Here is a 22,101-nt window from a genome sequence, read left to right on the forward strand (position 1 = left end):
GATAGTGAGGCATTCTGTACACGTGTTCGATGCCCACCTGCACATCTTCGACCCGCGATTCCCGCTGGTCGAGAACGAGGGATATCTGCCGCCACCGTTCACCATCGCCGACTATCGCAAGCGCATGGCGCGTTTCGACATCAGTGGTGGCGCTGTGGTCAGTGGATCGTTCCAGGGCACGGATCAGAGCTATCTCACCGCGGCCCTCGCCGAGCTCGGCGAGGGCTGGGTCGGCGTCACCCGCCTCGATCTGGACGCCACCGATGAGGAGATCCTCGCGCTGGACCGGATCGGGGTGCGCGCCCTTCGGTTCAATCTCAAGCGCGCTGCCACTGATATCACCGGTATGACCTTGCAAGCGTTGCGCGCTTACGAGCTGGCCGGTTGGCATGTCGAGGTCTATATCGACGGTACGATGCTCGCCTCATTGCAACCGGTCATCTCCAAGCTGCCCGCGCTCTCGATCGACCATCTCGGTATGTCCGAGGAGGGGTTGCCGTTCCTGCTCGATCTCGTCGATCGGGGCGCGCGGGTCAAGGCGACCGGTTTCGGCCGGGTCGCGATGAATGTTCCCTACACCTTGCGTCGTATCCACGCGGTGAACCCAGGGGCCCTCATGTTCGGCACCGATCTTCCCGGTGCCAGAGCGGGACGCCCATTCCAGGACTCGGATGTCGATCTGCTCTGTGATGTGGTCGGCACCGATATGCACGCGGTGCTGGAAGACAATGCGCGCGAGTTCTACCGGCTGCCGGCCCGGGTGCGTGCGGCCAGTGCCGACCAGGCTCCGACGCTGCCGTTGTATCTCCCGGCGCGACTCCGAGAAGAGCCGACTCTCCGGTTGCGTCGCGAGGAACTGCCCGGTGCCAGAGCCGGGGATACGATTCCCTTTCCGGCCATCGAGCGATAACGCCTCGGCGGTGCGGGCTCAGGTGAGGACGAGGCCGACGATCCAGACCCCGGTGGCCAGTAGCGCACCGGCGAGTTCGATGAGGATGGACAAACCCACTCCCCGCACCGCGTGCACGGTGGCCTGCCAGGCTCGTCGGCTGATCTGCAGGCGATAGAGTTCCGAAAGATATACGCCGAGAACGAAACCGACGAACAGACCGATCACCGGAACCACGAAGAAACCGATGATTCCGAGGACGGCGCCGAAAAAGATTGCGCGGCGGGAGACGCCCGCGTCTTGCATCCTGCGTCCGGGCCAGGCGTATTTGACCACTCCGGATACGACCAGCAGTGCCGTGCAGATCGCGAAAATCGTCCATGCGCTTGCGCCGCCGGTCAGGAATGCCCACCCGGCGATGGCACCGAATATCAAGAGCACCCCGGGCAGGATCGGGACGACGATCCCGATGAGGCCGATCAGGATGACGAAACCGACGAGTAGAGCGAACCATCCCTGGTGGGCAACCGAATCCACATGCGGCAGCGTATCGCCGGCCGGACGCGCGTGTCACCGAAGCGGCCCATCGGCCTCGGCCTCATGGATCGTTGCGCTGTTCGGGCCGCCTTCGATCGGCATCGCGCTGTTCGGTCGAGGAAGGTGCCGGTGGCCAGAACGGTAGAGCGTCGGGTGACGATATTTGACAGCACACTGTCAAATATGACAGTGTGCTGTCATGGAAAAGAAGATTGTGCACCTGGCTGTCTACGACACGCTCGCCGACTGGGAGGTCGGTGCGGCCACCGCGCACATCAACATGCCGAGCTGGCATCGCGAGCCGGGTATCTGGCAGGTTCGGACGGTCGGTCCGGACCTGGAGCCGATCACGACGATGGGCGGGATGCGCATCGTGCCGGATATGGCCCTCGCCGAACTCTCACCCGCCGACAGTGCGATGTTGCTCCTGCCCGGCGCCCAGACCTGGGAGGGGGAGCAATTGGTTCCGTTCGCACGCAAGGCACGGGAATTCCTCGACGCCGGTGTCCCGGTCGCCGCGATCTGCGGCGCGACCCTCGGCCTGGCAAAGGAAGGTCTGCTCGATATGTGCGGACACACCAGTAATGCCGCGGAATTTCTGCACTACAGCGGATATTCCGGCGGTGCGAACTATATCGACACACCCGCTGTCACCGACGGTGACGTGATTACAGCCAGTGCGAGCGCGCCCTTCGAATTCGCTCGCGAGGTGCTCGGCCGACTCGGTGTATACGAACCGCATGTGCTGGATGCCTGGTACCGGTTGTTCGCGCACGCCGACCCGACAGGATGGGCGGTGCTCGCGGAGTACGAGGCAGTACACGGCGCAGGTGCGGCGGCCGGCTCGGGAGGCGGCAGCGTAGCGTGACCCAGCAGGGGCCCGCAGGCCGGAACGGGCCATAACGTGAGTAGCGATACCGGCATCGGAAGGTGAGCCGTGGCCAGTACCCAAGTCTTATTCGCCACGGCGGCGATCACGTCGTTCCGCGTGAACGGACAGTTCCTCGCGGTGGCCGAGGAACTGGCGCGACCAGCGGGGCTGACCGCCGCCTGGTGGCAAGTACTCGGCGCGGTGCTGCACACGCCGTTGCCGGTCGCGGGGATCGCCAGGGAAATGGGTATTACCAGGCAGAGCGTGCAGCGCATCGCCGATCTACTTGTGGACAAGGGGCTTGCCGAATATCGGCCCAACCCTGCCCACCGGAGGGCGAAACTGGTCGCGGCCACCGAGGAGGGCTCGGCCGCGGTCCGGCGGATCAATCCGCAGCACGCGGTGATGGCCGAACGGCTCGCCGCCGAACTGGGCCCCGAGCAGCTCGAGCGGACGGTGCAGGTGCTCACCGAGCTCTCCGCCGCACTGGACGCGATCACCACGCACGACGACACCTAGAGTCTGTGTCGAAGTCGGTCGAGGGATGGCACCACTGGGAGGAACCGGCGCTGAGCGATGAACAAATCGCCGCCGAACTCACCAGTCAGCTCGGTCGTGCGGTCTTGTCATCCGATCCGGCGGAAGTCGACCTCGAGCCCGGACGGCCGCAACGTCAGATTCTCCTCGACGTCCAGTTCGCCACTACTCGTCAGCTCGAAGTCACGCACCAACGAGGCGATTATCAGCTTCGCCTCGTGCAACGCGAACGCCTGACCGATACATGAACGCGGACCAGTGCCGAACGGCCGGTACATCCATGGTTTGGGCCGGAACCCGTCCTCCAGCCACCGATCCGGCCGAAATTCCGCAGCGTCGGGGCCCCACACGCTGGTGTCGCGGTGTACCGCCAGCAGAAGTACGAATACCCATTCCCCCGCCGCGATATCGTAGCCACCGAGCGTGGTGTCTTGCCGCGCGGCCCGGAAAAATCCGGGTGCGGTGGGCCAGAGTCGCAGTGTTTCGGAGATCACCGCAGCAGTGACCTTCAGCTCGGCCACATCCTCGTATGCGATCCGTCCATCGTCTGTTGTCACCGCAGCGGCCTCGGCGCGAACTCGGGCCGCCAGCTCCGGATTTCGCGCTAGAAAGTGCGTAGCGAACGCGAGCAGATTGCCTGTGGTCTCGTGCCCCGCGACGAAGAGCGTGAGCACCTGATCGGCAATGTTGTCGTCCGGCAGTGCCGATCCGTTCGCGGGGTGCAACATACGGTCCAATAGGTCTGGGCACCGCTCGCCGGTCCGCCGCCGGGCTTCGATGACATCGCACACCGTTCGCTTCATGTATTCGATATCCGCGGCGTACTGGCGGGCACGCTTGCCGCCGAGCAGCTTGCCGAGCACCGGAATCGCCGACTCCTGCACGTACGCGAATACTCGGGTCAGCGCATCGGCGAACGGAGCACGGCCGGTCGTATCGTTTCTGGTGAACGCCCCGACCGAATATCCGAACCCCACCAGACCGATCGTCTCCAGGGCCGCGTCACCCATCATGGCCGCGGTGTCGGTCACGGTCCGGCCGTCGCCGAGCCATTGCGAGGTCAGATCCACCACGCTCAGCATCGCGTCGTGATAGTCCGCCATCGCCGCGGGTACGAACCCATCGATCAGTGCCTCGTGCCCGCGTTTCCACTCCAGAGACTCGTTCGCCGCGGTGAACAGCCCGTCCTCGGTTATCGCGCGCAGCTTTTGGTACGGGCGGCCGAAATGCCTTTGCCAGGTTTTCTCGTCGATGACCTCACGCATCAACTCCGCCGAGCCCGCGAACGTCAGATGCACCCCACCGACGAACGTGCGCCGGTACAACGGGCCGAGCTGCGAAAACTGCCATAGAGTCTTTTGATTCGGGCGTTTGCGGTCCATACCGAGCACATCACCCAGGATCGGAACCCGTTTGGGTGGATGCGGAATACTCTGTGCGACAGGTTTCGTCGTTGTCGTCATAGGGCTGCCTTTCGGGCGTTCGAATCGGCTTCTGCTATGGCCTGGCCTGAGTCGGCACAGGTCAGGGTCAGGGCTTTCCGGCCGAACGGCTTTCCGAGGGGGCTGGTAGGTCCGCGAACGGGGCCTTGGTGCGCCCGACCAGATCGGCGACGGAATCCAGCACCATGGTGGGGAGGTAGGGGTATGCCTCGAAGGCCGTGCGGCTGGTGATACCCGAAGTCACCAGGATGGTCCGCATACCGGCCTCCAGGCCGGAGATGACATCGGTATCCATCCGGTCGCCGATCATCACCGTCGACTGGGAGTGCGCGCCGATCCGGCGCAGCGCCGAGCGCATCATCAGCGGGTTCGGTTTGCCGATGTAGTACGGATCGCGGCCGGTGGCCCTGGTGATCAGGGCAGCGACCGATCCGGTCGCGGGCAGTGAGCCCTCGCGGGACGGGCCGGTCGGGTCCGGATTGGTGGCGATAAAACGTGCGCCCCGCTCGACCAGCCGGATCGCGGTGGTGATCGCCTCGAAGGAATAGGTCCGGGTTTCGCCGAGCACCACGTAGTCCGGGTCGCTGTCGGTCAGCACATAGCCGATGTCGTGCAGTGCGGTGGTGAGCCCGGATTCCCCCACCACGTACGCGGATCCGTGCGGACGCTGTTCATGCAGGAAGGTGGCGGTGGCCAGGGCGGAAGTCCAGATCGCGCCTTCGGGGATATCGAGCCCGATATGCCGCAGCCGGGCCTGCAGGTCTCGTGGTGTGCGGATCGAATTGTTCGTCAGCACCAGGAATGGTGTCCCATTGGCGCCGAGTTCGGCGAGGAACTCGTCGGCACCTGGTACGAGGTGGTTCTCGTGTACCAGGACACCGTCCATATCGGTCAGGTAGGACAGGATCGGTTCGTCATCCGCGCTCACCCGGACGATTATCCGCCTTCGGCTCCGGCCGGATCGCCGGGCGGCAGTCACTGAGCTACCAACGCTGGACTCGGCAGCCGAAGTCCATGTATGCCATCGCACGTATCGCCATGGAGGTTGACTACTGTCGAGGGCAGATGGTGGGGTGGCCGAGATAGGACACGAGGAGCGTGGCAGATGAGCGAACTGAAGCTCGGGTACAAGGCATCGGCGGAGCAGTTCGGCCCGCGTGAGCTCGTCGAGATCGCGGTGCTGGCCGAGGAACACGGTATGGACAGCGCTACGGTGAGCGACCACTTCCAGCCATGGCGGCACAAGGGAGGGCACGCGCCGTTCTCACTGGCTTGGCTGGCCGCGGTCGGCGAGCGCACCACACGCATCCAGCTCGGCACCTCGGTGCTCACCCCGACCTTCCGCTACAACCCGGCCGTGATCGCACAGGCGTTCGCCACCATGGGCTGCTTGTACCCGAATCGGGTCATGCTCGGTATCGGTACCGGGGAGGCGCTCAACGAGATCGCGACCGGGTATACCGGCGAGTGGCCGGAGTTCAAGGAGCGGTTCGCGCGGCTGCGGGAGTCGGTCGAGCTGATGCGGGCACTGTGGACCGGCGATCGGGTCGACTTCGACGGGCAGTACTACCGGACGGTCGGCGCGTCCATCTACGACGTCCCCAAGGGCGGTATCCCGATCTACATCGCCGCGGGTGGCCCGCTGGTGGCCCGCTACGCCGGACGCGCGGGCGATGGCTTCATCTGCACCTCGGGCAAGGGAATGGATCTCTACACCGAGAAACTGATGCCCGCGCTCGCCGAGGGCGCGGGGAAGGCCGATCGGACCGTCGAGCACATCGACCGGATGATCGAGATCAAGATCTCCTACGACACCGACCCCGAGCTGGCGCTGGAGAACACTCGGTTCTGGGCTCCGCTGTCGCTGACCGCGGAGCAGAAGCACAGCATCACCGATCCGATCGAGATGGAAGCCGCTGCCGATGCCCTGCCGATCGAGCAGATCGCCAAGCGCTGGGTGGTGGCCAGTGACCCCGATCAGGCCGTCGAACAGATCAAGCCCTACCTCGACGCCGGACTCAACCACCTGGTCTTCCACGCACCCGGCCATGATCAGCGCCGTTTCCTCGACCTCTTCCAGCGCGACCTGGCTCCGCGCCTGCGCGCCCTGGCCTGAATCCATTCATCCGCACCGCGCACCGAGTGAACCCGGCTCGGTGCGCGGGCCGTACCGGTATGCCACACGCCGGGCGGTCAGGCGCGGCGGAGAGCGAAGATGCGCAGGTCGCGGGTGGTGCGTTCGCGATAGATGGCATACACGCGGGCGATATCGACGAAACGGGCGAAGATGGCGTCTTTATCGGGAGCCGCGACCGGGGTTGCGGTCACGGTGATGCGTTCACCGGCGATGGCGACGATGCCCGTGGGGTTCGCCAGTAGATTGGCCGTCCACGCGGGATGGCCCGCTCGGCCGAAATTACTGCCGATCACGTAGAGCGTATCGCCGTCGTGCACGTAGAGCAGCGGCTGCTTACGTGGCGTACCGGTTTTGTGGCCGATGGTGGTGAGCAGGAGGACCGGCTCACCGGTCGGGCCGAGCAGGGTGTATCTGGCATCGGTGCGTTCCAGGATCGCCCGGTCCAGCGGAGTGAGCGCACGAACGAGCCGAGACCCTGGCACTGTCGCTGCGAATCTGTTCAACGCGCGAGATAGCAGCGTCGCGCGTGACCCCCATTGCCGATCGGGAAAATTCTCAGCCATGCCCGGACTATAGTGCTGACCTGGGCTGGAGGATATGCTCTCGACCAGGTGTCCGGCCGTGCGGTCGAGTCCGATCCGGCGATGTTCACTAAGCTCACGGGCATGATCGACCATGCTCCTCCCGTCGTGTACATCGCCGCGCCGGAAGGCGACACCGGTAAATCCACGGTAGCCCTCGGAGTGTTGCAGATATTGTGCGCGACCACCGCGCGGGTCGGGGTCTTCCGGCCGATCATGCGCTCGGCCGCCGAGCCCGACTACATCCTGGAACTGCTGCTAGAGCACAGCACCGCCGATATCGACTACACCCAGGCGGTCGGCACAACCTACGAACAGGTGCATGCCGACCCGGACGCGGCGATCAGCGAGATCGTTATGCGTTTCCATGAGGTCGCGAAGATGTGCGATGTGGTGGTCGTGGTCGGCAGCGACTACACCGATGTGGCCAGCCCAAGTGAACTGCGTTTCAACGCGCGTATCGCGGTGAACCTCGGTGCCCCGGTGTTGCTGGTGCTGCGTGGTGCCGAGCGCACTCCGGCGGAGGTGCGCCAGCTGGCCGAGCTGTGCGCGGGCGAGCTGGCCCAAGAGCATGCGCAACTGGTCGCCGTCATCGCCAACCGTTGTGATCCGGCACAGCTGGAGCAGGTGTGCGTGGCTTTGCGCGGCTTCGATGTCCCCTGCTGGGCGTTGCCGGAGGTTCCGCTGCTTGTCGCGCCGACGATGGCGGAGTTGTGTACGGCCATCGACGGTGAGATATACAGTGGCGACCCGGAATTGTTGCGCCGCGAGGCATTGCAGATCATGGTCGGTGGGATGACAGCCGAGCACGTTCTGGAACGGCTGGACGAAGGCGTGGTGGTCGTCGTACCAGGTGATCGGTCCGATGTGCTGCTGAGTGTGGTGAATGCCCATGAGGCGGAGGGTTTTCCTTCGCTGTCGGGTGTCATCATGAACGGCGGTCTGCGACCGCATCCCGCGATAGCGCGGCTGATGGCAGGTCTCAAGCCGAAACTGCCCATCCTCACCACCGAACTCGACAGCTACGAAACCGCGGGCGCCGCTCATCGCACTCGGGGACGTGTGGTCGCGGGCAGCCTCCGCAAAGTCGATACCGCGCTCGCGCTGATGGAAGAACATGTCGACGCCGCGGAGCTGTTGCGGCGCATCGAAGTTCCGCTCGCCTCGGTGGTCACCCCGCAGATGTTCGAATACCAGCTCATCGAGCACGCCCGAGCCGATCGTCAACGCATTGTGCTGCCGGAAGGCGACGACGACCGCATCCTGCGCGCGGCGGGCCGGGTACTGCAACGTAAGATCGCCGACCTGGTCATTCTCGGTGTGGAGAGTGTTGTGCGCGCTCGCGCCGCCGAACTCGGTGTGGACATCTCCGCCGCCGAGGTACTGGACCCGAACAACTCCGGCTATTTGGAGGAATTCGCCGCCGAGTACGCCGAACTGCGCAAACACAAGGGGATGACGCTCTCCCGAGCACGCGAGACAGTCTCCGATATCTCCTATTTCGGCACCATGATGGTGTACAAGGGGATCGCCGACGGTATGGTCTCCGGCGCCGCGCACACCACCGCCCATACGATCCGGCCGTCCTTGGAGATCATCAAGACGGTGCCCGGCGTATCCACCGTGTCCAGTGTGTTCCTCATGTGCTTGGCCGACCGGGTGCTGGCGTATGGGGATTGTGCTGTCGTACCGGATCCGACCTCCGAGCAGCTGGCCGATATCGCGATTTCCTCCGCGGCGACTGCAGCCCGTTTCGGCATCGAGCCCAGGGTCGCGATGTTGTCCTACTCGACCGGGGAGTCGGGCAGCGGCGCGCATGTGGACAAGGTCCGCATCGCGACCAAGCTGGCGCGTGAGCGCGCACCCGAACTGCCGGTAGAAGGCCCGATCCAGTACGACGCCGCGATCGAACCGACCGTCGCCGATACCAAACTGCCGGATTCCGAGGTCGCCGGGCGCGCGACAGTGTTCGTGTTCCCCGATCTGAACACCGGCAACAACACCTATAAGGCGGTGCAGCGCAGTGCGGGCGCGATCGCGATCGGACCGGTGTTGCAGGGGTTGCGCAAGCCGGTCAACGACCTGTCCCGTGGTGCGCTGGTTGCCGACATCGTCAATACCGTGGCGATCACCGCCATCCAGGCACAGCAGGGCTGACGCGGGTGTTCCGCAGGATATCGGAGGTGCGATGAGCAAGGCGGCCGAGGATTTGGTGCTGGTGATCAACTCCGGCTCGTCCTCTATCAAGTATCAGCTCATGGACCCGGAATCGGGCATGGTGGCGGTATCGGGGGCGGTGGAGCGGATCGGCGAGGACGAGGGGGGGATCGAGCAGCACGCCGATGGCGAGACCGTCCGGCAGCGCAGCACGATCGCCGACCATCAGGCGGGTCTGCGCCTGGTTTTCGACACACTCACCGCGGCCGGATACGACGTGGTGCGTGGTGGGGTGTGCGCGGTCGGGCACCGGGTGGTGCACGGCGGCGAGGTGTTCTATCGTCCCACCCTGATCGATGACACCGTGATCGCCGCGATCCGTGAGCTCGCTTCACTCGCGCCGCTGCACAATCCGGCCAATCTGGCGGGTATCGAGAGTGTGTGTGAGCTGCTGCCCGGGGTGCCTCAGGTCGCCGTGTTCGATACGGCGTTCTTCCACAGCCTGCCCGCTGCCGCGAAGACCTATGCGATCGACGCCAAAATCGCCGCTGCCTACGGCATTCGGAAGTACGGCTTTCACGGTACATCGCACGAGTACGTGTCCGGCCGGACCGCCGAGCTGCTCGGGCGCGCTCCGGCCGAGCTGAATCAGATCATTTTCCACCTGGGCAACGGCGCGTCGGCCGCCGCGGTGCGTGGCGGGCGGCCGATCGACACCACGATGGGGCTCACTCCACTGGAAGGGCTGGTGATGGGCAGTAGGCCAGGTGATCTCGATCCTGGGATCGTGCCGCATCTGGTCCGGACCGCGCAGCTGGACATCGACCAGATCGATAACCTGCTCAACCGGGATTCCGGCCTCAAGGGCCTGGCAGGCGTGAACGATTTCCGCGAGTTACAGCGGCTCATCGCGGGCGGGGACCAGGCCGCCGAGCTCGCCTACGACGTGTACGTCCACCGGGTGCGGCGTTATCTGGGGGCATATCTGATCGAGCTCGGCGCGGTCGACGCGATCGTCTTCACCGCGGGGGTCGGTGAGAACAATCCACAGCTGCGCGCCGATGTCCTGGCCGGACTCACTCGTTTCGGCATCGATATCGATCCGGCGGCCAATACCGCGAAAGATCGTTCCGCACGGCGTATTTCCCCAGCCGACGCGCCGGTCGCGGTGCTGGTGGTGCCGACAGACGAGGAGCTGGCCATCGCCCGCGCCGCCAGGCAGGTGGTAGCCGAGCGCCCCTAGATCCAGGTCTTCGCGCGAATCGCGTTGGCCAGGTCGACCAGCGCGTAGCGGTGTTCACGACTGGGTGCGCCACGGGCGAGGGTCCGCAGGGCCGCTTCGGTCGCGGCCCGCAGATCGCGTTCCATGAAGGGGACGTCGAACAGAGTTGTATCGGGGCGTTCCGGTGTGTTGCCGGCCTGCAGCCAGGCCAGGGCCGTGCCGAGGACGAGTGCCCGTAGCCGCGGTGCGCGACTTTCCCCGGTCGGCAGGCTCAGTACCCGTGCTGCCGCGTCGTGCAGAGTAGCCTCGTCGAGTTCGGCCACCGGCGTTACGCTCAGCATGAGCAGGACAGTGGTCATGCCGGCGGTGGTGTAATGCCGTGCGGTCGCGGGTACGGCGTCGAGCGTCCGCACGGCCTCGTCCGCTTTTCCGGCGTCCGTTAGTTGTCTCGCCAGCCCGAAGGCGGCACTCACCATGGTGTGGTCGGTGCGCCAAACGGTCCGGTAGGCGCGCTCGGCGTAGGTGCGCCAGCGTTCGGGATCCGGTGGATCCCGGTGCAGGCCGATGAGTTCGGCGGTGCCCGCGAGCGCGAGCCATACAGCGAGCTCACCGGGGAGCATGCGGCAGACCTCCTCGAAGCTCGCCACAGCGCGCTCGTAGTCGTGGTCGAGTAATTCCGCCAGACCGCGATACCAGCCGACCCGCCATTCCGTTTCGGGTAAGTGCGCAAGCAGAGCCAAGGCGGTGGCCGGTTCGTTGAGGTCGATCCGCACCCGCGCTTCGGCAAGCGTGAGCTCCCGTTCCAATGACGGCGGGGCATTGCCTGGATCGGCCTCGGCTTGTTTGCGTGTATGCCGCAGTGCTTCGAGTGCCTGAGCGGAGTCGGTGGCCAGCGCGGTCGCGAGCAGGGGCGTGGCCGGTTCTGCGGGGTCGGGCAGTGGAATCGGTAGTCCAGCGATCACATCGTGGGCCGCCGGTCCGTTGCCGCGCGGATGTCTATCACCGTAGGTATCGAGCCGGCTGATCAGCTCTTCGGTGCCGAAGCTCGCGCGTGGTGACGTGAACACCGTAGACAGCTGGGGGTGCTCGGTACCGGTCTCCAATGCGAGTATCGCGCGCAGCGTTCCCGCCAGCTGGGTGGACATCATGTGGACGGTGGGAAAGCGACGTTCCGGGACGAGGTCGGTGGCGCACTGTAGGAGGCGGTGGAAGCACTCGTAACGTGCCAGTACCGGTTCATCATCCGGATCGGGGAGGCCGTCTCGATAGTGGCCGCGCTCCGTGGGCAGGTTCAGTGTGAGCACGGCCAGCGTGCGGCCGACGGTGTAGATATCCGAGGCCACAGTTGGTCCGGTGCGCGCGATTTCCGGGGCCTGGAAACCCTGGGTGCCGTAGAGGTTTCCGTACGCTTCGATGGTGGTGACCGCGCCGAGATCGATCAGCTCGATCGCATCCTCGGTGACCATGATGTTGTCCGGCTTGAGGTCGTTGTACGCGAGTCCGATCGAGTGCAGGTAGTCCAGCGCGGGCAGGATCTCCAGCAGATAGGCGATCGCCTCGGTGACCGGCATGCGCTGCCCGGGTTGATAGGTACCGAGAATATCGCGCAACGACCGGCCGCCCACGTACTCCATGACGATGTAGCCGACCGGCGTTCCCGTACTGTCGGGGTGCTCGACGAAATTGTAGATCTCCACGATGCTGGGATGCGCTACCTCGGCCAGGAATCGGCGCTCGGCCACGGCCACGGCCTGTGCTTGCGCGTCACCGGTGTGCAGCAGGCCCTTCAGCACCACCCAGCGATCGCTGACATTGCGGTCGATCGCCAGGTAGATCCAGCCGAGTCCGCCATGGGCGAGGCAGCCCTTGACCTCGTACTGTCCTGCCACCAGCTCGCCTGCGTGGAGCGTCGGCCGAAAATCGAAGGGCGCGGCGCAGCTCGCGCATTCCCCGACTGTGGTCGCGGGTCTGGTTGCCGTCGCCCGGCCGACCGGTGCGCCGCAGCGCAGGCAGAACCTCCTGCTCTCGGATACCACCGGAGTGCTGCGTACGGTTGCCCGCGGATCAGTGGCAGGCACCGGGGGAATCGGCACCAAGCCCGCGCCGAGCTTGCGTACCGTCGGAGCTGTTCGCGTGGTTCGAGCACCTCGTCCTGAGGTGCTCGCCGGTGCTTGCGCGCTCGGTCCGGAATCCGTTCTCGCCGTGTCGTTCCTGCCCGCTACCGTGGCTCCCATCGTCGCGGTCCACGCCGAGTTCTCCGGCGCGTCGGCCGTCTGCTGGGTGACCGGACCCGATTCGTTTTCTGTTTCTGTGCCGGTACGTACGGTGTGGCCGGTGGGAGGAAGGTCGGCGCGCTCATGGCCGGAAGGAGATGATGGATGTCCGCCCGGCCGGGTGAGCCAACCGGTGTTGATCTCGGCCGAACCAGGCTGTCCCGAAGCGGTTTCGCCTGGTTCGGGTGTCGAGGCCGACGGTAGGCTCACTGCCGGTCAATCCCGATAGGTGGCCGCGGGTGGTACGGGTACCGGGCCGAGTACGGAGAGATATTCCTGGTACAACCGGCGCCAGGTGCCATCGGTGCGGATGCGTTCCAGTGTGCCGTTGACGAAGCGGACGAGATCGTCTTTCCCTTTGGGGATACCGATGCCGTACGGTTCCCGGCTGATGCTGTCGCCGACCACCTCGGTGTACGGGTCCTGGGCGGCCAGCCCGGCGAGAATGACATCGTCGGTGCTGACCGCGTCGACTTGGCGTTGTTGCAGGACGACAAGACAGTCGGCCCAGGTCGGTACGGTGAGGATGGCCGCGGTGGGCTGGTAGCGGCGGAGATTGTCCAGCGATGTGGTACCGCGAACCACACACACTCGCCGTCCCGCCAGATCGGCCAGACCGTTGATACCGGAGTCCTTCACCGCGAGCACACGCTGCTCGGCCTGGAGATAGACGCTGGAGAAGGCGACCTTCTCCCGCCGCTCGCAGTTGATCGTCATAGTCTTCGCGACCAGGTCGACGGTGTGGTTCTGCAGGGCGGCCGCCCGTTCGGCCGAGCCGAGATTGCGGAACTCGATCAAGTCAGGGCTGCCGAGCAGATCGCGGGCGATCTCTCTGGCGATATCGGCGTCGAAGCCGATGATGGTGCCGGAGATCGGGTCACGGAAGCTGAAAAGGTTGCTGCCCGCGTCCAGTCCGACCAGCAATCTGCCCCGCGCCCGGATCGCATCGATGGTCGGCCCGTGTGCGGCGGCACCTGCGCCGGTAGGTCGCAGACTGGCGGTCGGATCACCGCATTCCGTTGTGTTCTGCGGCGGTACCGGCGAATCTGTCTGCAGAGAAACAGCTTTGGCTGGTAGTGGGGGCTCGGTGTAATCGGGAGTGATGTTCGGCGTCGGTGCTGGGAAATCGGTCGCGCAGGCACTGGCCAGTGTCAGCACGATGAGCACGGTCATCAGAATGCCGCGCGCGGATCTCATCGATACTCCCGAAGCCGGGGCCAGATGCCCAGTCCGACATAGCCTGCCGCCAGGATACCGAGCACCATGGCTCCGGCGCTGAGAAAGTTCAAGACACCGGAAGCGTAGGCGATTCTGTCACGCAGTGTGTTCCGTGTCTGGGCGAGGCCATGTTCCAGTGCACGATTCAGCTCTTCCACATACGCGCTGGCATCGGTGGCGCCGGGCCCGATCGCCACCTCGGCCGCGCGGTTGAAATCCCCGGTATCCAGCGCCTCGTTCATTCGCTGGTGCGCCGCTCGCCAACCGGCCAACGCTGCGACGGCACCACGCACTTCGGCTGCCGTCGGCGCGGAATCCGGGTAGTGGCCGATCACATCGGCCAACCGTTCGATATGCGCGTCGTAGGTGCGGTCGTAGTCTCCAGCCGTATCTCTGCGCACCAGTTTCAATGTCTCCGCCGCGCGCGCCTGCTGGGCCAGGATCCGGCTTTGGATCAGCTGCGTCGCGGGTGTCATACCGTTGTCGCGGGCGTCGATCATCGCCGCCGCCGATACCGATCCCGCGATCACCGTCCAGGCCAACAGGATCAGCATCGCCACCGATGCGAGCAAAAGCCCGGGATTGATCATCCGCCGCCAACGTCGTGCCAGGTCTCGCTGTGCCAACCCCAGCGCGCCGAGGGTAAGGATCAGCAGGCCGATGGCGAGCCAGGGTGGGCGCACATGGTCGCGTTGGGCATCGGTCACCGCCGCGAAACGGTGATTTTGCAATTCCTCGGCCATCGGTAACAGTGTTGTCTGCATCTGATGAGATGCCTCGCTCAAATACGCCGCTCCGACCGGATATCCGTTGCGATTGTTCGTTCGCGCGGTCTCGACCAGGCCCGCGTACACCGGAAGCCCGGTGGCTATGCCGGTGCGCAGCCGGGTATCCGGATCGGTCGCCGCGTTCGGTCCGATGGTGTGATTCGATTGCGTCACCAATTCCGCTGCTGCCTCCCCTAATGCCTGGGTATAGCGATTGCGCACCGTCCGCGGCTCCAGTCCACCGGAAATGAAGGCAGTGCTCGCGGCGGCGTCGGCGATGGATAGTGCGGCGTAGAGCTGGTGTGCGGAATGCGCGTCCGGTTCGGTGTTGTAGAGCAGGATGTCCAGGCTTTGCTGGCGCTCGCCGACTGTCGCCGAGGTCAGTGCGCCCGCGGTCAGACACAGGCCGATCAGCAGCAGCCCGAGGGTGATCAGCCGTCCCGGTGAGGAATAGACGAAGGAACGCAGATTCTCCGGGTCGAGACGTTCGCGCACGATCGCGACGCGCAGCCCACCGGAACTGTCTCGGCCTGCCGGTTCGGGTTCGGACGACGGCCGAGTCCCGGCCGTTGTCGGCTCGGAACCAGCCATGTCCACCTCTCCGTCCGCACCACGTGTGCGGATTGCTCGACAGCCGGTCCGGAAGTCTGATCGCTCCGCGCGTATGGATGCGGAGTTTATTGTGGTTGTACGTGTTGTGGCGGGTGAAATACTCCCGCTTGGGAGTAGAGCAGGCAGGACGCCCCGTCACGGCAGGACGAGAATGGATGCGAAATGCGTGGTGACGGCGATGGTTGGGCCCATGGCCCGGATGGATTGCGGCATTGGGGCCGATTCGGCGCCGCCGGGTTGTTGTTGCGCGCTCCGCTCACGGGCGGTGGCTGCGCGGTGCTGCTACAGCATCGTGCCCTGTGGAGTCATCAGGGCGGGACTTGGGCATTGCCCGGTGGCGCCCGCGACAGCCATGAGACGCCCGTGCACACGGCAGTCAGGGAGGCGTGGGAGGAGGCGGGTATCGATCCTGCCGAGGTGCGGGTGCGTGGCGAACGGATGACCGCGTCCGCGTTGAGCGGCTGGACCTACATCACCGTGATCGCCGATGTCGATACCATCCTGCCGACCACGGGTAATCAGGAGAGCACCGAGCTGGCCTGGGTTCCGGAGCACGAGGTCGACGCCCGCCCGCTACATCCCGGTTTCGCGGCTTCCTGGCCTGCCTTGCGCGCCGCGCCGGCCCGAGCGCTGCTCGCCGAGGAAGACCATGCGGTGACCGCCGCGCTACCGCGCACACTCGACCTCGATGATCTCGGTTTTCTGTGGCTGCATTCGGATCCGGATGGGCCAGGCGATTACGTCAGGATCATCGATGAGCAGGACACCAAGGCTGTCGAGCCGCTGCCGGACACCGTTCTGTCGTTCAGCAGAGGACAGCTGCTTTCCTGATCTCGCCTAGGTGTGCGTGAGCAGCGCTGTTTTCAGTTCCCGTGCGGCGGCTTCCGGATCAGACGCCTCGGTGATGGCGCGTACGACGACAATCCGCGTCGCCCCGGCTTCGAGCAGACTCGGTACGTTGTCCGCATCGATCCCGCCGATCGCGAACCAGGGCCGGGTCGGGTGAGCGTCCGCGGTCGAGCGGACGAGCTCGAGGCCTGCCGCCTGTCTGCCCGGTTTGGTCGGGGTCGCCCATACCGGTCCGGTGCAGAAGTAATCGATGTGCTCATCGATCGCGGCGAGTCCGGCTTGGGCGCGATTGTGGGTGGATCGTCCGATCACCACATCGGGGCCGAGGATCTGGCGCGCGTACCAGGGTGGCAGGTCGGCCTGTCCGAGATGCAGCACGTCGGCACGCGCGGCCAGTGCGATATCCGCGCGATCGTTCACAGCGACCAGTGCGTTGTGCCTGCGTGCGGCAGCCTTCAACTCGGCCAACGCACCGAGTTCGGCTTTGGCCTCCAACGGGCCGAATTTCGCCTCGCCGGGCGACCCTTTGTCTCTGAGCTGGATGATATCCACTCCGCCCGCGAACGCGGCCTCGGCGAATCTGGCCAGATCGCCTTTCTCCCGGCGTGCGTCGGTGCAGAGATACAGCCGTGCGGAAGCCAGACGTTCTCGCGGTGCGGCTGGTCGATTCGGATGGGAGGGTTGCACGCTCTCGACCGTAGCCGCGCTACCGTGGGATGCGAAATAGGAGGTAGGTGAATCAGATGCGGACTCTTGGCGTCGTCGGCGGCGGCGTCATCGGGCTTGCCGTGGCCTGGCGGGCCGCGGTGGACGGTTGGTCGGTGACCTTGCTGGATCCGGCGGTCGCGACCGGTGCCTCCTGGGTTGCCGGCGGCATGCTCGCCCCGCTGTCGGAAGGCTGGCCAGGAGAAGAGCGGGTGCTCGAATTCGGCGCCGCCGCGCTGGCCCGCTGGCCCGGATTCGCCGCTCGGCTGGAAGCCGCGACCGGTGCCGGAGTCTTCGTCGCCGACGAGACGATGACCGTCGCGCTGGACGCCGCCGATGCCGCAGATCTGCGCACCGTGGCCGACTGGGTCGGCGCGGGCGGCCATGAACTGCGCATTCTGGACCGTGCCGGAGTTCGTGCGCTGGAACCGTCTTTGGCCCGTACGGTGCGTGCCGCGCTGCTCGCGCCTACTGAACCCGCGATCGACAACCGCCTGCTGGTGACCGCGCTGCGGCGGGCAGCCGAAGCAGCGGGGGTGGTTGTGCGGGCCGAAGATGTGGCATCCCTGGCCGAACTCCCGTACGACCAGATCGTGCTCGCGGCGGGGGCCGCATCGGCCCGGCTGTGGCCCGAACTGCCGGTTCGCCCGGTCAAGGGGGAGATCCTCCGGTTACGGCAGCGGTCGGGTGCGCCACCAGCGCCGCGCCGAGTCGTTCGGGCCAGGGTGCACGGCAGGCCGGTGTATCTGGTGCCACGCCCCGACGGGATCGTGGTCGGGGCCACTCAGTACGAGGCGGGTTTCGACACCGCGGTCACGGTCGCTGGAGTGCGTGACCTGATCGCCGACGCGGAGGCGGTGTTCCCCGGTATCGGGGAATACGAGCTCCTCGAAGCGAGCGCGGGTTCCCGGCCGGGTAGCCCGGACAATCTGCCGCTGATCGGCCGGCTCAGCGAGCGGATCATCGTAGCCGCCGGACACGGCCGCAACGGCATGCTGACAGTGCCCCTCACGGTGGACGCGGTAGCGGGCCTGCTCGCGGATACACCGCTGCCAGAAGCTGAAGTCGCTGATCCGCAGCGCTTTTCGATAACTGTAGGAGGAACCCGATGACACGGTCGTCCGTCCCCATCGGCGTCACGGTGAACGGCGATGAGCACGAATTCGCCGAACCGCTCACTGTGCGCGAATTGCTTGGGCGTCTCGGTCTGCCGTGCCAGGGGGTCGCGCTCGCGGTGGACGGCGCGGTGTTCGCCAAGTCCCGTTGGGACGAGCCGGTCGGCCGGGGCTGGCAGATCGAGGTGCTCACGGCGGTTCAGGGTGGCTGAGGCATTGCCGGAATCCAAGGACATACCCGCCGATACACCACTGCGGATCGCCGATCGCGAGTTCGGTTCCCGCTTGATCATGGGTACCGGTGGCGCGGAGAACCTCGCCGTGCTGGAGGAAGCGCTACTTGCCTCCGGCACCGAGTTGACCACTGTCGCCATGCGGCGCGTCGATGCCGCGGGCGGTACCGGGGTGCTCGATCTGCTGAAGCGGTTGCGTATCACGCCATTGCCGAATACGGCGGGCTGTCGCACCGCGGCCGAAGCTGTGCTCACCGCGCGGCTGGCTCGTGAGGCGCTGGACACGCATTGGGTGAAGCTGGAGGTGGTCGCCGATGAGCGCACCCTGTTGCCCGACCCGATCGAATTGCTTACCGCCGCAGAACAACTCGTCGACGACGGATTCGTCGTACTGCCCTACACCAATGACGATCCGATTCTGGCCCGCCATCTGGGCGAGGCGGGCTGCGCGGCGGTGATGCCATTGGGCGCGCCGATCGGAACCGGCCTCGGCATCGGTAATCCGCACAATATCGAGATGATCGTCGCCGAGGCGAAGGTCCCGGTGATCCTTGACGCGGGTATCGGCACCGCGAGCGATGCCGCGCTCGCCATGGAACTCGGCTGCTCCGCCGTACTGCTGGCGACCGCGGTGACCAGGGCGCATCGCCCTGAACTCATGGCAGCCGCGATGGCGGACGCGGTGCGCGCCGGATATGCGGCGCGTCGGGCCGGGCGTATCCCGAAACGGTTCTGGGCGCAGGCGTCCTCCCCGGGGCGGTAACCCGCGGTGCTCACGGTGCATTCGCATCGGCCGCGCCGTCAGGGTCGGCACGTCCTGTGCTGAGCGTCGAGCGCAGTGAAATGGTGGCTCGGTCGTGTTTTGCCGCCGCCACTTCACTGCGCTCGATCGCGTACCGGATGGGTGCAGTGAAAAGAGGCGGCTCACATCTTTACCCCGGTTATACGGTGCGCCATGTGTAGCGTGAGCGCGCGAGTTCATATGCGGTGTGGAGCAGTTCGCGGGTTGTCCGGTCGGTCCGCTGATCCGGATTCAGTACCGCGAGCCGGCCGACAGGTCCGTAGACGGGGTGCGGGATCACCGCATCGACACGCTGCGCGTCCTGTTGCCGGACCTGTCGAGTGGGAAGCGATCCGACGATGTCGTGGCCGCGTTGGCGGCCAGGGCCGCTGGGATCGCTACGCGCTCCCTGGCGCTGCTGCCGCACTCAGTGCTGTGCTCATGGTTGTGGCGCAGGAGGTGTGAATGACCTTCGTGTGGCCGGGCTCCGTGTACTTGTGGGGCGTGCGCCGCGATAGTGAGCCCGGTGCTCGGATTGCTCTGATAATGCTGGAGCCGCGAGTTATAGGTGTGGTGCCGATATGGGTCGGGGCGACGGTCGCGTAATCCTGGAAGGGATGCGCGGCCGCCGCCTGTTCAGTGTCGCTCTAACGGCTGTTGCCGGCCCGAGTCGCACCGTATCCGGTGCAGGCGATGGCTATACGTAGGTGAAGCCGAGGCCGAGGATGCCGTTGCCTATCCTGGTGACAATGACATTCACGGCGCCCGCGGGGTGCGGGGGAGTGACCGCGGTGATACTGCTGTCGGAGTTGACCACGAACGCCGCTGAGGTAGTACCGAATCTCACCTGGGTGGCCCCCGTGTAGCCGGAGCCGGAGATCGTCACGACGGTCCCGCCTGTTGTCGGACCGCTGTTCGGGACGACCGAAGCGACGGACGGTGGCGCGAGGGAGCCATAGGGGAGAGGGTTACTGGTTCCGCCCGGGGTGGTGACGGTGACTGCGAACGCACCGGCCGGAAGGAAGGGGGTGGTGGCGGTGATCTGGGAGTCGGAGTCGACGGTGAACGAGGTCGCCGGGTTGCCGCCGAAATCCACTGCGGTGGCCCCGGTGAAGCCGGTGCCGATGAGCACCACCACATTGTTACCGAAACTAGGACCCACATCCGGGTTGAGCGCGAGCAAAGTCGGTGCTACGGGTGGTGCGATGTAGGTGTAGGCGATCGGGGCGCTGGTTCCGGCTGGAGTCGTGACGGTGACTCCGATGGTGTTCGCCGCTCCGGGTGGTGCGGTGGCGGTGATCTGGGTGTCGGAGTCGACGGTGAACGAGGTCGCCGGGTTGACGCCGAAGGTGACAGCGGTGGCGCCGGTGAGGTTGGTGCCGGTGAGTACGACGAGGTTGCCGCCGGTGGTTGGGCCGGAAGTGGGTGCGATGGCGGTCAGGGTCGGCAGGGTAGGTGGTGGTGGGGCGCCGTAGGTGTAGGGGACGCCGTTGCTGACTCCGCCGGAGTTGACCACGGTGACTTGGACGGTGCCGGATCCCGGTGGAGCCAGTGCGGTGATCTGGCTGGGGTTGTCCTGCGTGAAGGTGGTTGCGGTGCCGCCGAAGTAGACGGTGGTCGGGCCGACGAATCCGGTGCCGGTGATGACGACGTAGTTCCCGCCCGAGGGTGGTCCGGAGGTGGGGAAGACGGCGGTGATGGTAGGCATGAGATGCCCCTGTTCGTGCGGGTGTTATGGGTGTTGTTCACCGGGGGGTGCCCCGAACGTGTGTTGTTGGCCCGGCTTTTCCATTAACACCTTGGTAATCGTTGTCGGGCAAGGGGTTCGATGGTCTGGTTTCGTCTGTTTTCAGATTGTTGCCGAAGGGGTGGATCACACCTGCTATCCGCCGCGTAGCAGGTGTGTGATGTATTGCGGTCGAATTCTTTTCAGGAAATATCGGTCAGTGAAAGGTTTCGGCGGGTATGCCGCTGTACGGGTAGGTGAATAAGACCGGGGTGCGGCTCTTCCGGTTCCGGCATCGTGGGGTGAGCAGAGGTGAACTCCGCACCCGAGGTAACGGCGTGCTCAGATAGCCGCCCATGAGCGGATCGCGGTGATTATCTCGTCGGGTGCGTCTTCCTGAATGTAATGGCCTGCGCCGATGAGCGGCACGGTGCGATGGCGTGAAAACAGCTGTTCCCACCGGCGACGTTCGGCGGCGCGGAAGGCGACATCCTTGGTGCCCCACACGATCAGCGCGGGCCGGTCGGTTACCGCGGGTAGTGTGCGTTCGATATCGGCGAGCAGGTCGCGACTGGCCAGGATTTCCCTGGGGAACACGTATACCGGTTCGCGGGAGGAGGGAGTGGGGAAGGGGCCGCGGTATGCGTTCATCACGGTGTCGTCCAGTTTCGTGCGGCGGACTCCGGCCGGGATGATGCGTTCGACGAAGAAATTGTGTTGCCGGATCAGCCGTCCACCCACCGGCCCGCCGAGAAAACGGGCGAACGCTTGGGTGCCGAGATCGGATTTGGGCCAGGCCCAGGTATTTCCGATGACGAAGGCGCTGAACCGGTCCGGATGACGGGTGGCCGTGGCGAATCCGATCGGACCGCCCCAGTCCTGCACCATCAGGGTGATCTCGCGCAGATCGAGCCGCTGGATCAGCTGACCGATGAGGTCGGCGTGCTCGGCGGGGGTGAAGCGGTAGCCGGGCGCCGCGGTGGACAAACCGAATCCGGGATAGTCGACCGCGAGGCACCGATAGCGGTCACGCAGGCCGATGACGAGATTGCGATAGAGGAACGACCAGGTGGGGTTGCCGTGCAACATCAGAAGTGGCGGCCCGGCACCTTCATCGATGTAGTGGACCGTGGAGCCGTCGAGCTCGAGGTAGTGGTCGGTGAAGGGGTAGAGCTGTTCGGGTACCCAGGACGGACGCCGGGCGTGCGGTGTGGTCGGCTCGTGTGTGGGCATGCCGGTGATCCTCCTCATAGGTGGGTCTGTTCCGAGCTGAAGCCGGTGGTCCTTGGTTGCCTGCGTCGTGCAGCGTTCGGCACCGTCGCGATGCGGGTATCATGGGGCGCCTGATACCTGACCGGTAGTGCGGTTATCGATGATTTCCACAGTGCGTGCCACTGAAACCGATTGTTCGCCGTGCGCAGGTACCGAGGTGTTCGTTCCTGTTCCGGG

Annotated in this window: 21 protein-coding genes; 10 read left to right on the forward strand and 11 right to left on the reverse strand. The window is 65.5% G+C overall.

The genetic code is table 11. The features are described 5' to 3' along the window. The first annotated feature begins 22 nt into the window (after nt 1-22). Nucleotides 23-910: an amidohydrolase family protein gene (locus ACL02S_RS06180; protein WP_412801322.1), complete on the forward strand. Its 888-nt coding sequence runs from the start codon at nt 23-25 to the stop codon at nt 908-910. 18 nt (nt 911-928) lie between these two features. Here the strand turns inward: ACL02S_RS06180 and ACL02S_RS06185 are convergent, their stop codons facing one another. Next, nucleotides 929-1,426, reverse strand: coding sequence for a DUF456 domain-containing protein (locus ACL02S_RS06185; RefSeq protein WP_412801323.1), 498 nt, complete (start codon nt 1,424-1,426; stop codon nt 929-931). 199 nt (nt 1,427-1,625) lie between these two features. On the opposite strand from ACL02S_RS06185, the gene ACL02S_RS06190 reads away from it, so the two are divergent. Both ACL02S_RS06190 and ACL02S_RS06195 read left to right on the forward strand, forming a co-directional pair. Then, nucleotides 1,626-2,294, forward strand: coding sequence for a type 1 glutamine amidotransferase family protein (locus ACL02S_RS06190; protein WP_412801324.1), 669 nt, complete (start codon nt 1,626-1,628; stop codon nt 2,292-2,294). Between the two features lie 69 nt (nt 2,295-2,363). Then, nucleotides 2,364-2,816: a MarR family winged helix-turn-helix transcriptional regulator gene (locus ACL02S_RS06195; RefSeq protein WP_412801325.1), complete on the forward strand. Its 453-nt coding sequence runs from the start codon at nt 2,364-2,366 to the stop codon at nt 2,814-2,816. 107 nt (nt 2,817-2,923) lie between these two features. Here the strand turns inward: ACL02S_RS06195 and ACL02S_RS06200 are convergent, their stop codons facing one another. Continuing rightward, nucleotides 2,924-4,297, reverse strand: coding sequence for a cytochrome P450 (locus ACL02S_RS06200; protein WP_412801326.1), 1,374 nt, complete (start codon nt 4,295-4,297; stop codon nt 2,924-2,926). A gap of 67 nt (nt 4,298-4,364) precedes the next feature. Further along, on the reverse strand, nt 4,365-5,162 hold the full coding sequence (locus ACL02S_RS06205; RefSeq protein WP_412801628.1) for an HAD-IIA family hydrolase: 798 nt from the start codon (nt 5,160-5,162) through the stop codon (nt 4,365-4,367). Nucleotides 5,163-5,381: 219 nt separating this feature from the next. On the opposite strand from ACL02S_RS06205, the gene fgd reads away from it, so the two are divergent. Beyond that, the gene (gene fgd, locus ACL02S_RS06210; RefSeq protein WP_412801327.1) at nt 5,382-6,392 is read left to right on the forward strand and encodes a glucose-6-phosphate dehydrogenase (coenzyme-F420); all 1,011 of its coding nucleotides are present in this window, start codon (nt 5,382-5,384) and stop codon (nt 6,390-6,392) included. Nucleotides 6,393-6,469: 77 nt separating this feature from the next. Here fgd and ACL02S_RS06215 read toward each other — a convergent pair whose 3' ends face one another. Continuing rightward, nucleotides 6,470-6,976: a nitroreductase/quinone reductase family protein gene (locus tag ACL02S_RS06215; RefSeq protein ID WP_412801328.1), complete on the reverse strand. Its 507-nt coding sequence runs from the start codon at nt 6,974-6,976 to the stop codon at nt 6,470-6,472. A gap of 102 nt (nt 6,977-7,078) precedes the next feature. Here ACL02S_RS06215 and pta point away from each other — a divergent pair, with 102 nt between their 5' ends. Further along, nucleotides 7,079-9,151, forward strand: a complete 2,073-nt coding sequence (gene pta / locus ACL02S_RS06220) for a phosphate acetyltransferase (RefSeq protein WP_412801629.1) — start codon at nt 7,079-7,081, stop codon at nt 9,149-9,151. Between the two features lie 31 nt (nt 9,152-9,182). Continuing rightward, nucleotides 9,183-10,394, forward strand: coding sequence for an acetate kinase (locus ACL02S_RS06225; RefSeq protein WP_412801329.1), 1,212 nt, complete (start codon nt 9,183-9,185; stop codon nt 10,392-10,394). On the opposite strand, the gene ACL02S_RS06230 is transcribed toward ACL02S_RS06225, so the two are convergent. Genes ACL02S_RS06230 through ACL02S_RS06240 form a run of 3 tightly spaced genes read right to left on the reverse strand, consistent with a single transcriptional unit; the run spans nt 10,391 to nt 15,222 of the window. Next, nucleotides 10,391-12,856 (reverse strand): serine/threonine-protein kinase, encoded by a 2,466-nt coding sequence (locus ACL02S_RS06230; protein ID WP_412801330.1) that lies wholly within the window; start codon nt 12,854-12,856, stop codon nt 10,391-10,393. The two genes, ACL02S_RS06225 and ACL02S_RS06230, sit on opposite strands and share 4 nt — an antisense overlap. Before the next feature lie 6 nt (nt 12,857-12,862). Beyond that, nucleotides 12,863-13,843 (reverse strand): glutamate ABC transporter substrate-binding protein, encoded by a 981-nt coding sequence (locus ACL02S_RS06235; protein WP_412801331.1) that lies wholly within the window; start codon nt 13,841-13,843, stop codon nt 12,863-12,865. Next, on the reverse strand, nt 13,840-15,222 hold the full coding sequence (locus tag ACL02S_RS06240) for a GlnX family signal transduction membrane protein (RefSeq protein WP_412801332.1): 1,383 nt from the start codon (nt 15,220-15,222) through the stop codon (nt 13,840-13,842). Before ACL02S_RS06240 ends, ACL02S_RS06235 begins: the two co-directional genes overlap by 4 nt. Before the next feature lie 183 nt (nt 15,223-15,405). On the opposite strand from ACL02S_RS06240, the gene ACL02S_RS06245 reads away from it, so the two are divergent. Further along, nucleotides 15,406-16,074 (forward strand): NUDIX hydrolase, encoded by a 669-nt coding sequence (locus tag ACL02S_RS06245; protein WP_412801333.1) that lies wholly within the window; start codon nt 15,406-15,408, stop codon nt 16,072-16,074. A gap of 6 nt (nt 16,075-16,080) precedes the next feature. On the opposite strand, the gene thiE is transcribed toward ACL02S_RS06245, so the two are convergent. Beyond that, nucleotides 16,081-16,779, reverse strand: a complete 699-nt coding sequence (gene thiE / locus ACL02S_RS06250) for a thiamine phosphate synthase (RefSeq protein ID WP_412801334.1) — start codon at nt 16,777-16,779, stop codon at nt 16,081-16,083. A 56-nt stretch (nt 16,780-16,835) separates the two neighbouring features. On the opposite strand from thiE, the gene thiO reads away from it, so the two are divergent. Genes thiO through ACL02S_RS06265 form a run of 3 tightly spaced genes read left to right on the forward strand, consistent with a single transcriptional unit; the run spans nt 16,836 to nt 18,908 of the window. Continuing rightward, nucleotides 16,836-17,909 carry a glycine oxidase ThiO gene (gene thiO, locus ACL02S_RS06255; protein ID WP_412801335.1) on the forward strand — a complete coding sequence of 358 codons (1,074 nt, stop codon included), beginning with the start codon at nt 16,836-16,838 and terminating at the stop codon, nt 17,907-17,909. Continuing rightward, nucleotides 17,906-18,124, forward strand: a complete 219-nt coding sequence (thiS, locus tag ACL02S_RS06260; protein WP_412801336.1) for a sulfur carrier protein ThiS — start codon at nt 17,906-17,908, stop codon at nt 18,122-18,124. Before thiO ends, thiS begins: the two co-directional genes overlap by 4 nt. Nucleotides 18,125-18,146: 22 nt before the next feature. Further along, complete coding sequence (locus ACL02S_RS06265) at nt 18,147-18,908, forward strand: thiazole synthase (protein WP_412801630.1); 762 nt, start codon at nt 18,147-18,149, stop codon at nt 18,906-18,908. 178 nt (nt 18,909-19,086) lie between these two features. Here ACL02S_RS06265 and ACL02S_RS06270 read toward each other — a convergent pair whose 3' ends face one another. The 3 genes from ACL02S_RS06270 to ACL02S_RS06280 all read right to left on the reverse strand — a co-directional run bounded on the left by ACL02S_RS06270 (nt 19,087) and on the right by ACL02S_RS06280 (nt 21,885). Then, nucleotides 19,087-19,353 (reverse strand): DUF6194 family protein, encoded by a 267-nt coding sequence (locus ACL02S_RS06270; protein WP_412801337.1) that lies wholly within the window; start codon nt 19,351-19,353, stop codon nt 19,087-19,089. A gap of 270 nt (nt 19,354-19,623) precedes the next feature. Next, nucleotides 19,624-20,634 carry an IPT/TIG domain-containing protein gene (locus ACL02S_RS06275; RefSeq protein WP_412801338.1) on the reverse strand — a complete coding sequence of 337 codons (1,011 nt, stop codon included), beginning with the start codon at nt 20,632-20,634 and terminating at the stop codon, nt 19,624-19,626. A gap of 360 nt (nt 20,635-20,994) precedes the next feature. Then, nucleotides 20,995-21,885 carry an alpha/beta fold hydrolase gene (locus tag ACL02S_RS06280; RefSeq protein WP_412801339.1) on the reverse strand — a complete coding sequence of 297 codons (891 nt, stop codon included), beginning with the start codon at nt 21,883-21,885 and terminating at the stop codon, nt 20,995-20,997. Nucleotides 21,886-22,101 lie beyond the last annotated feature (216 nt).

The sequence above is a fragment of the Nocardia spongicola genome (assembly GCF_047200775.1).
In the GTDB taxonomy this organism is placed as follows: domain Bacteria; phylum Actinomycetota; class Actinomycetes; order Mycobacteriales; family Mycobacteriaceae; genus Nocardia.

Bases quoted from the DNA above. Each gene is read 5' to 3' on its own strand.
- thiO (WP_412801335.1), top strand. From the start codon at position 16,836: ATGCGGACTCTTGGCGTCGTCGGCGGCGGCGTCATCGGGCTTGCCGTG.
- ACL02S_RS06235 (WP_412801331.1), bottom strand. From the start codon at position 13,843: ATGAGATCCGCGCGCGGCATTCTGATGACCGTGCTCATCGTGCTGACA.
- ACL02S_RS06200 (WP_412801326.1), bottom strand. From the start codon at position 4,297: ATGACGACAACGACGAAACCTGTCGCACAGAGTATTCCGCATCCACCC.
- ACL02S_RS06205 (WP_412801628.1), bottom strand. From the start codon at position 5,162: ATGGACGGTGTCCTGGTACACGAGAACCACCTCGTACCAGGTGCCGAC.
- ACL02S_RS06215 (WP_412801328.1), bottom strand. From the start codon at position 6,976: ATGGCTGAGAATTTTCCCGATCGGCAATGGGGGTCACGCGCGACGCTG.
- thiS (WP_412801336.1), top strand. From the start codon at position 17,906: ATGACACGGTCGTCCGTCCCCATCGGCGTCACGGTGAACGGCGATGAG.
- ACL02S_RS06275 (WP_412801338.1), bottom strand. From the start codon at position 20,634: ATGCCTACCATCACCGCCGTCTTCCCCACCTCCGGACCACCCTCGGGC.
- pta (WP_412801629.1), top strand. From the start codon at position 7,079: ATGATCGACCATGCTCCTCCCGTCGTGTACATCGCCGCGCCGGAAGGC.
- ACL02S_RS06240 (WP_412801332.1), bottom strand. From the start codon at position 15,222: ATGGCTGGTTCCGAGCCGACAACGGCCGGGACTCGGCCGTCGTCCGAA.
- ACL02S_RS06225 (WP_412801329.1), top strand. From the start codon at position 9,183: ATGAGCAAGGCGGCCGAGGATTTGGTGCTGGTGATCAACTCCGGCTCG.
- fgd (WP_412801327.1), top strand. From the start codon at position 5,382: ATGAGCGAACTGAAGCTCGGGTACAAGGCATCGGCGGAGCAGTTCGGC.
- ACL02S_RS06245 (WP_412801333.1), top strand. From the start codon at position 15,406: ATGCGTGGTGACGGCGATGGTTGGGCCCATGGCCCGGATGGATTGCGG.
- ACL02S_RS06280 (WP_412801339.1), bottom strand. From the start codon at position 21,885: ATGCCCACACACGAGCCGACCACACCGCACGCCCGGCGTCCGTCCTGG.
- ACL02S_RS06190 (WP_412801324.1), top strand. From the start codon at position 1,626: ATGGAAAAGAAGATTGTGCACCTGGCTGTCTACGACACGCTCGCCGAC.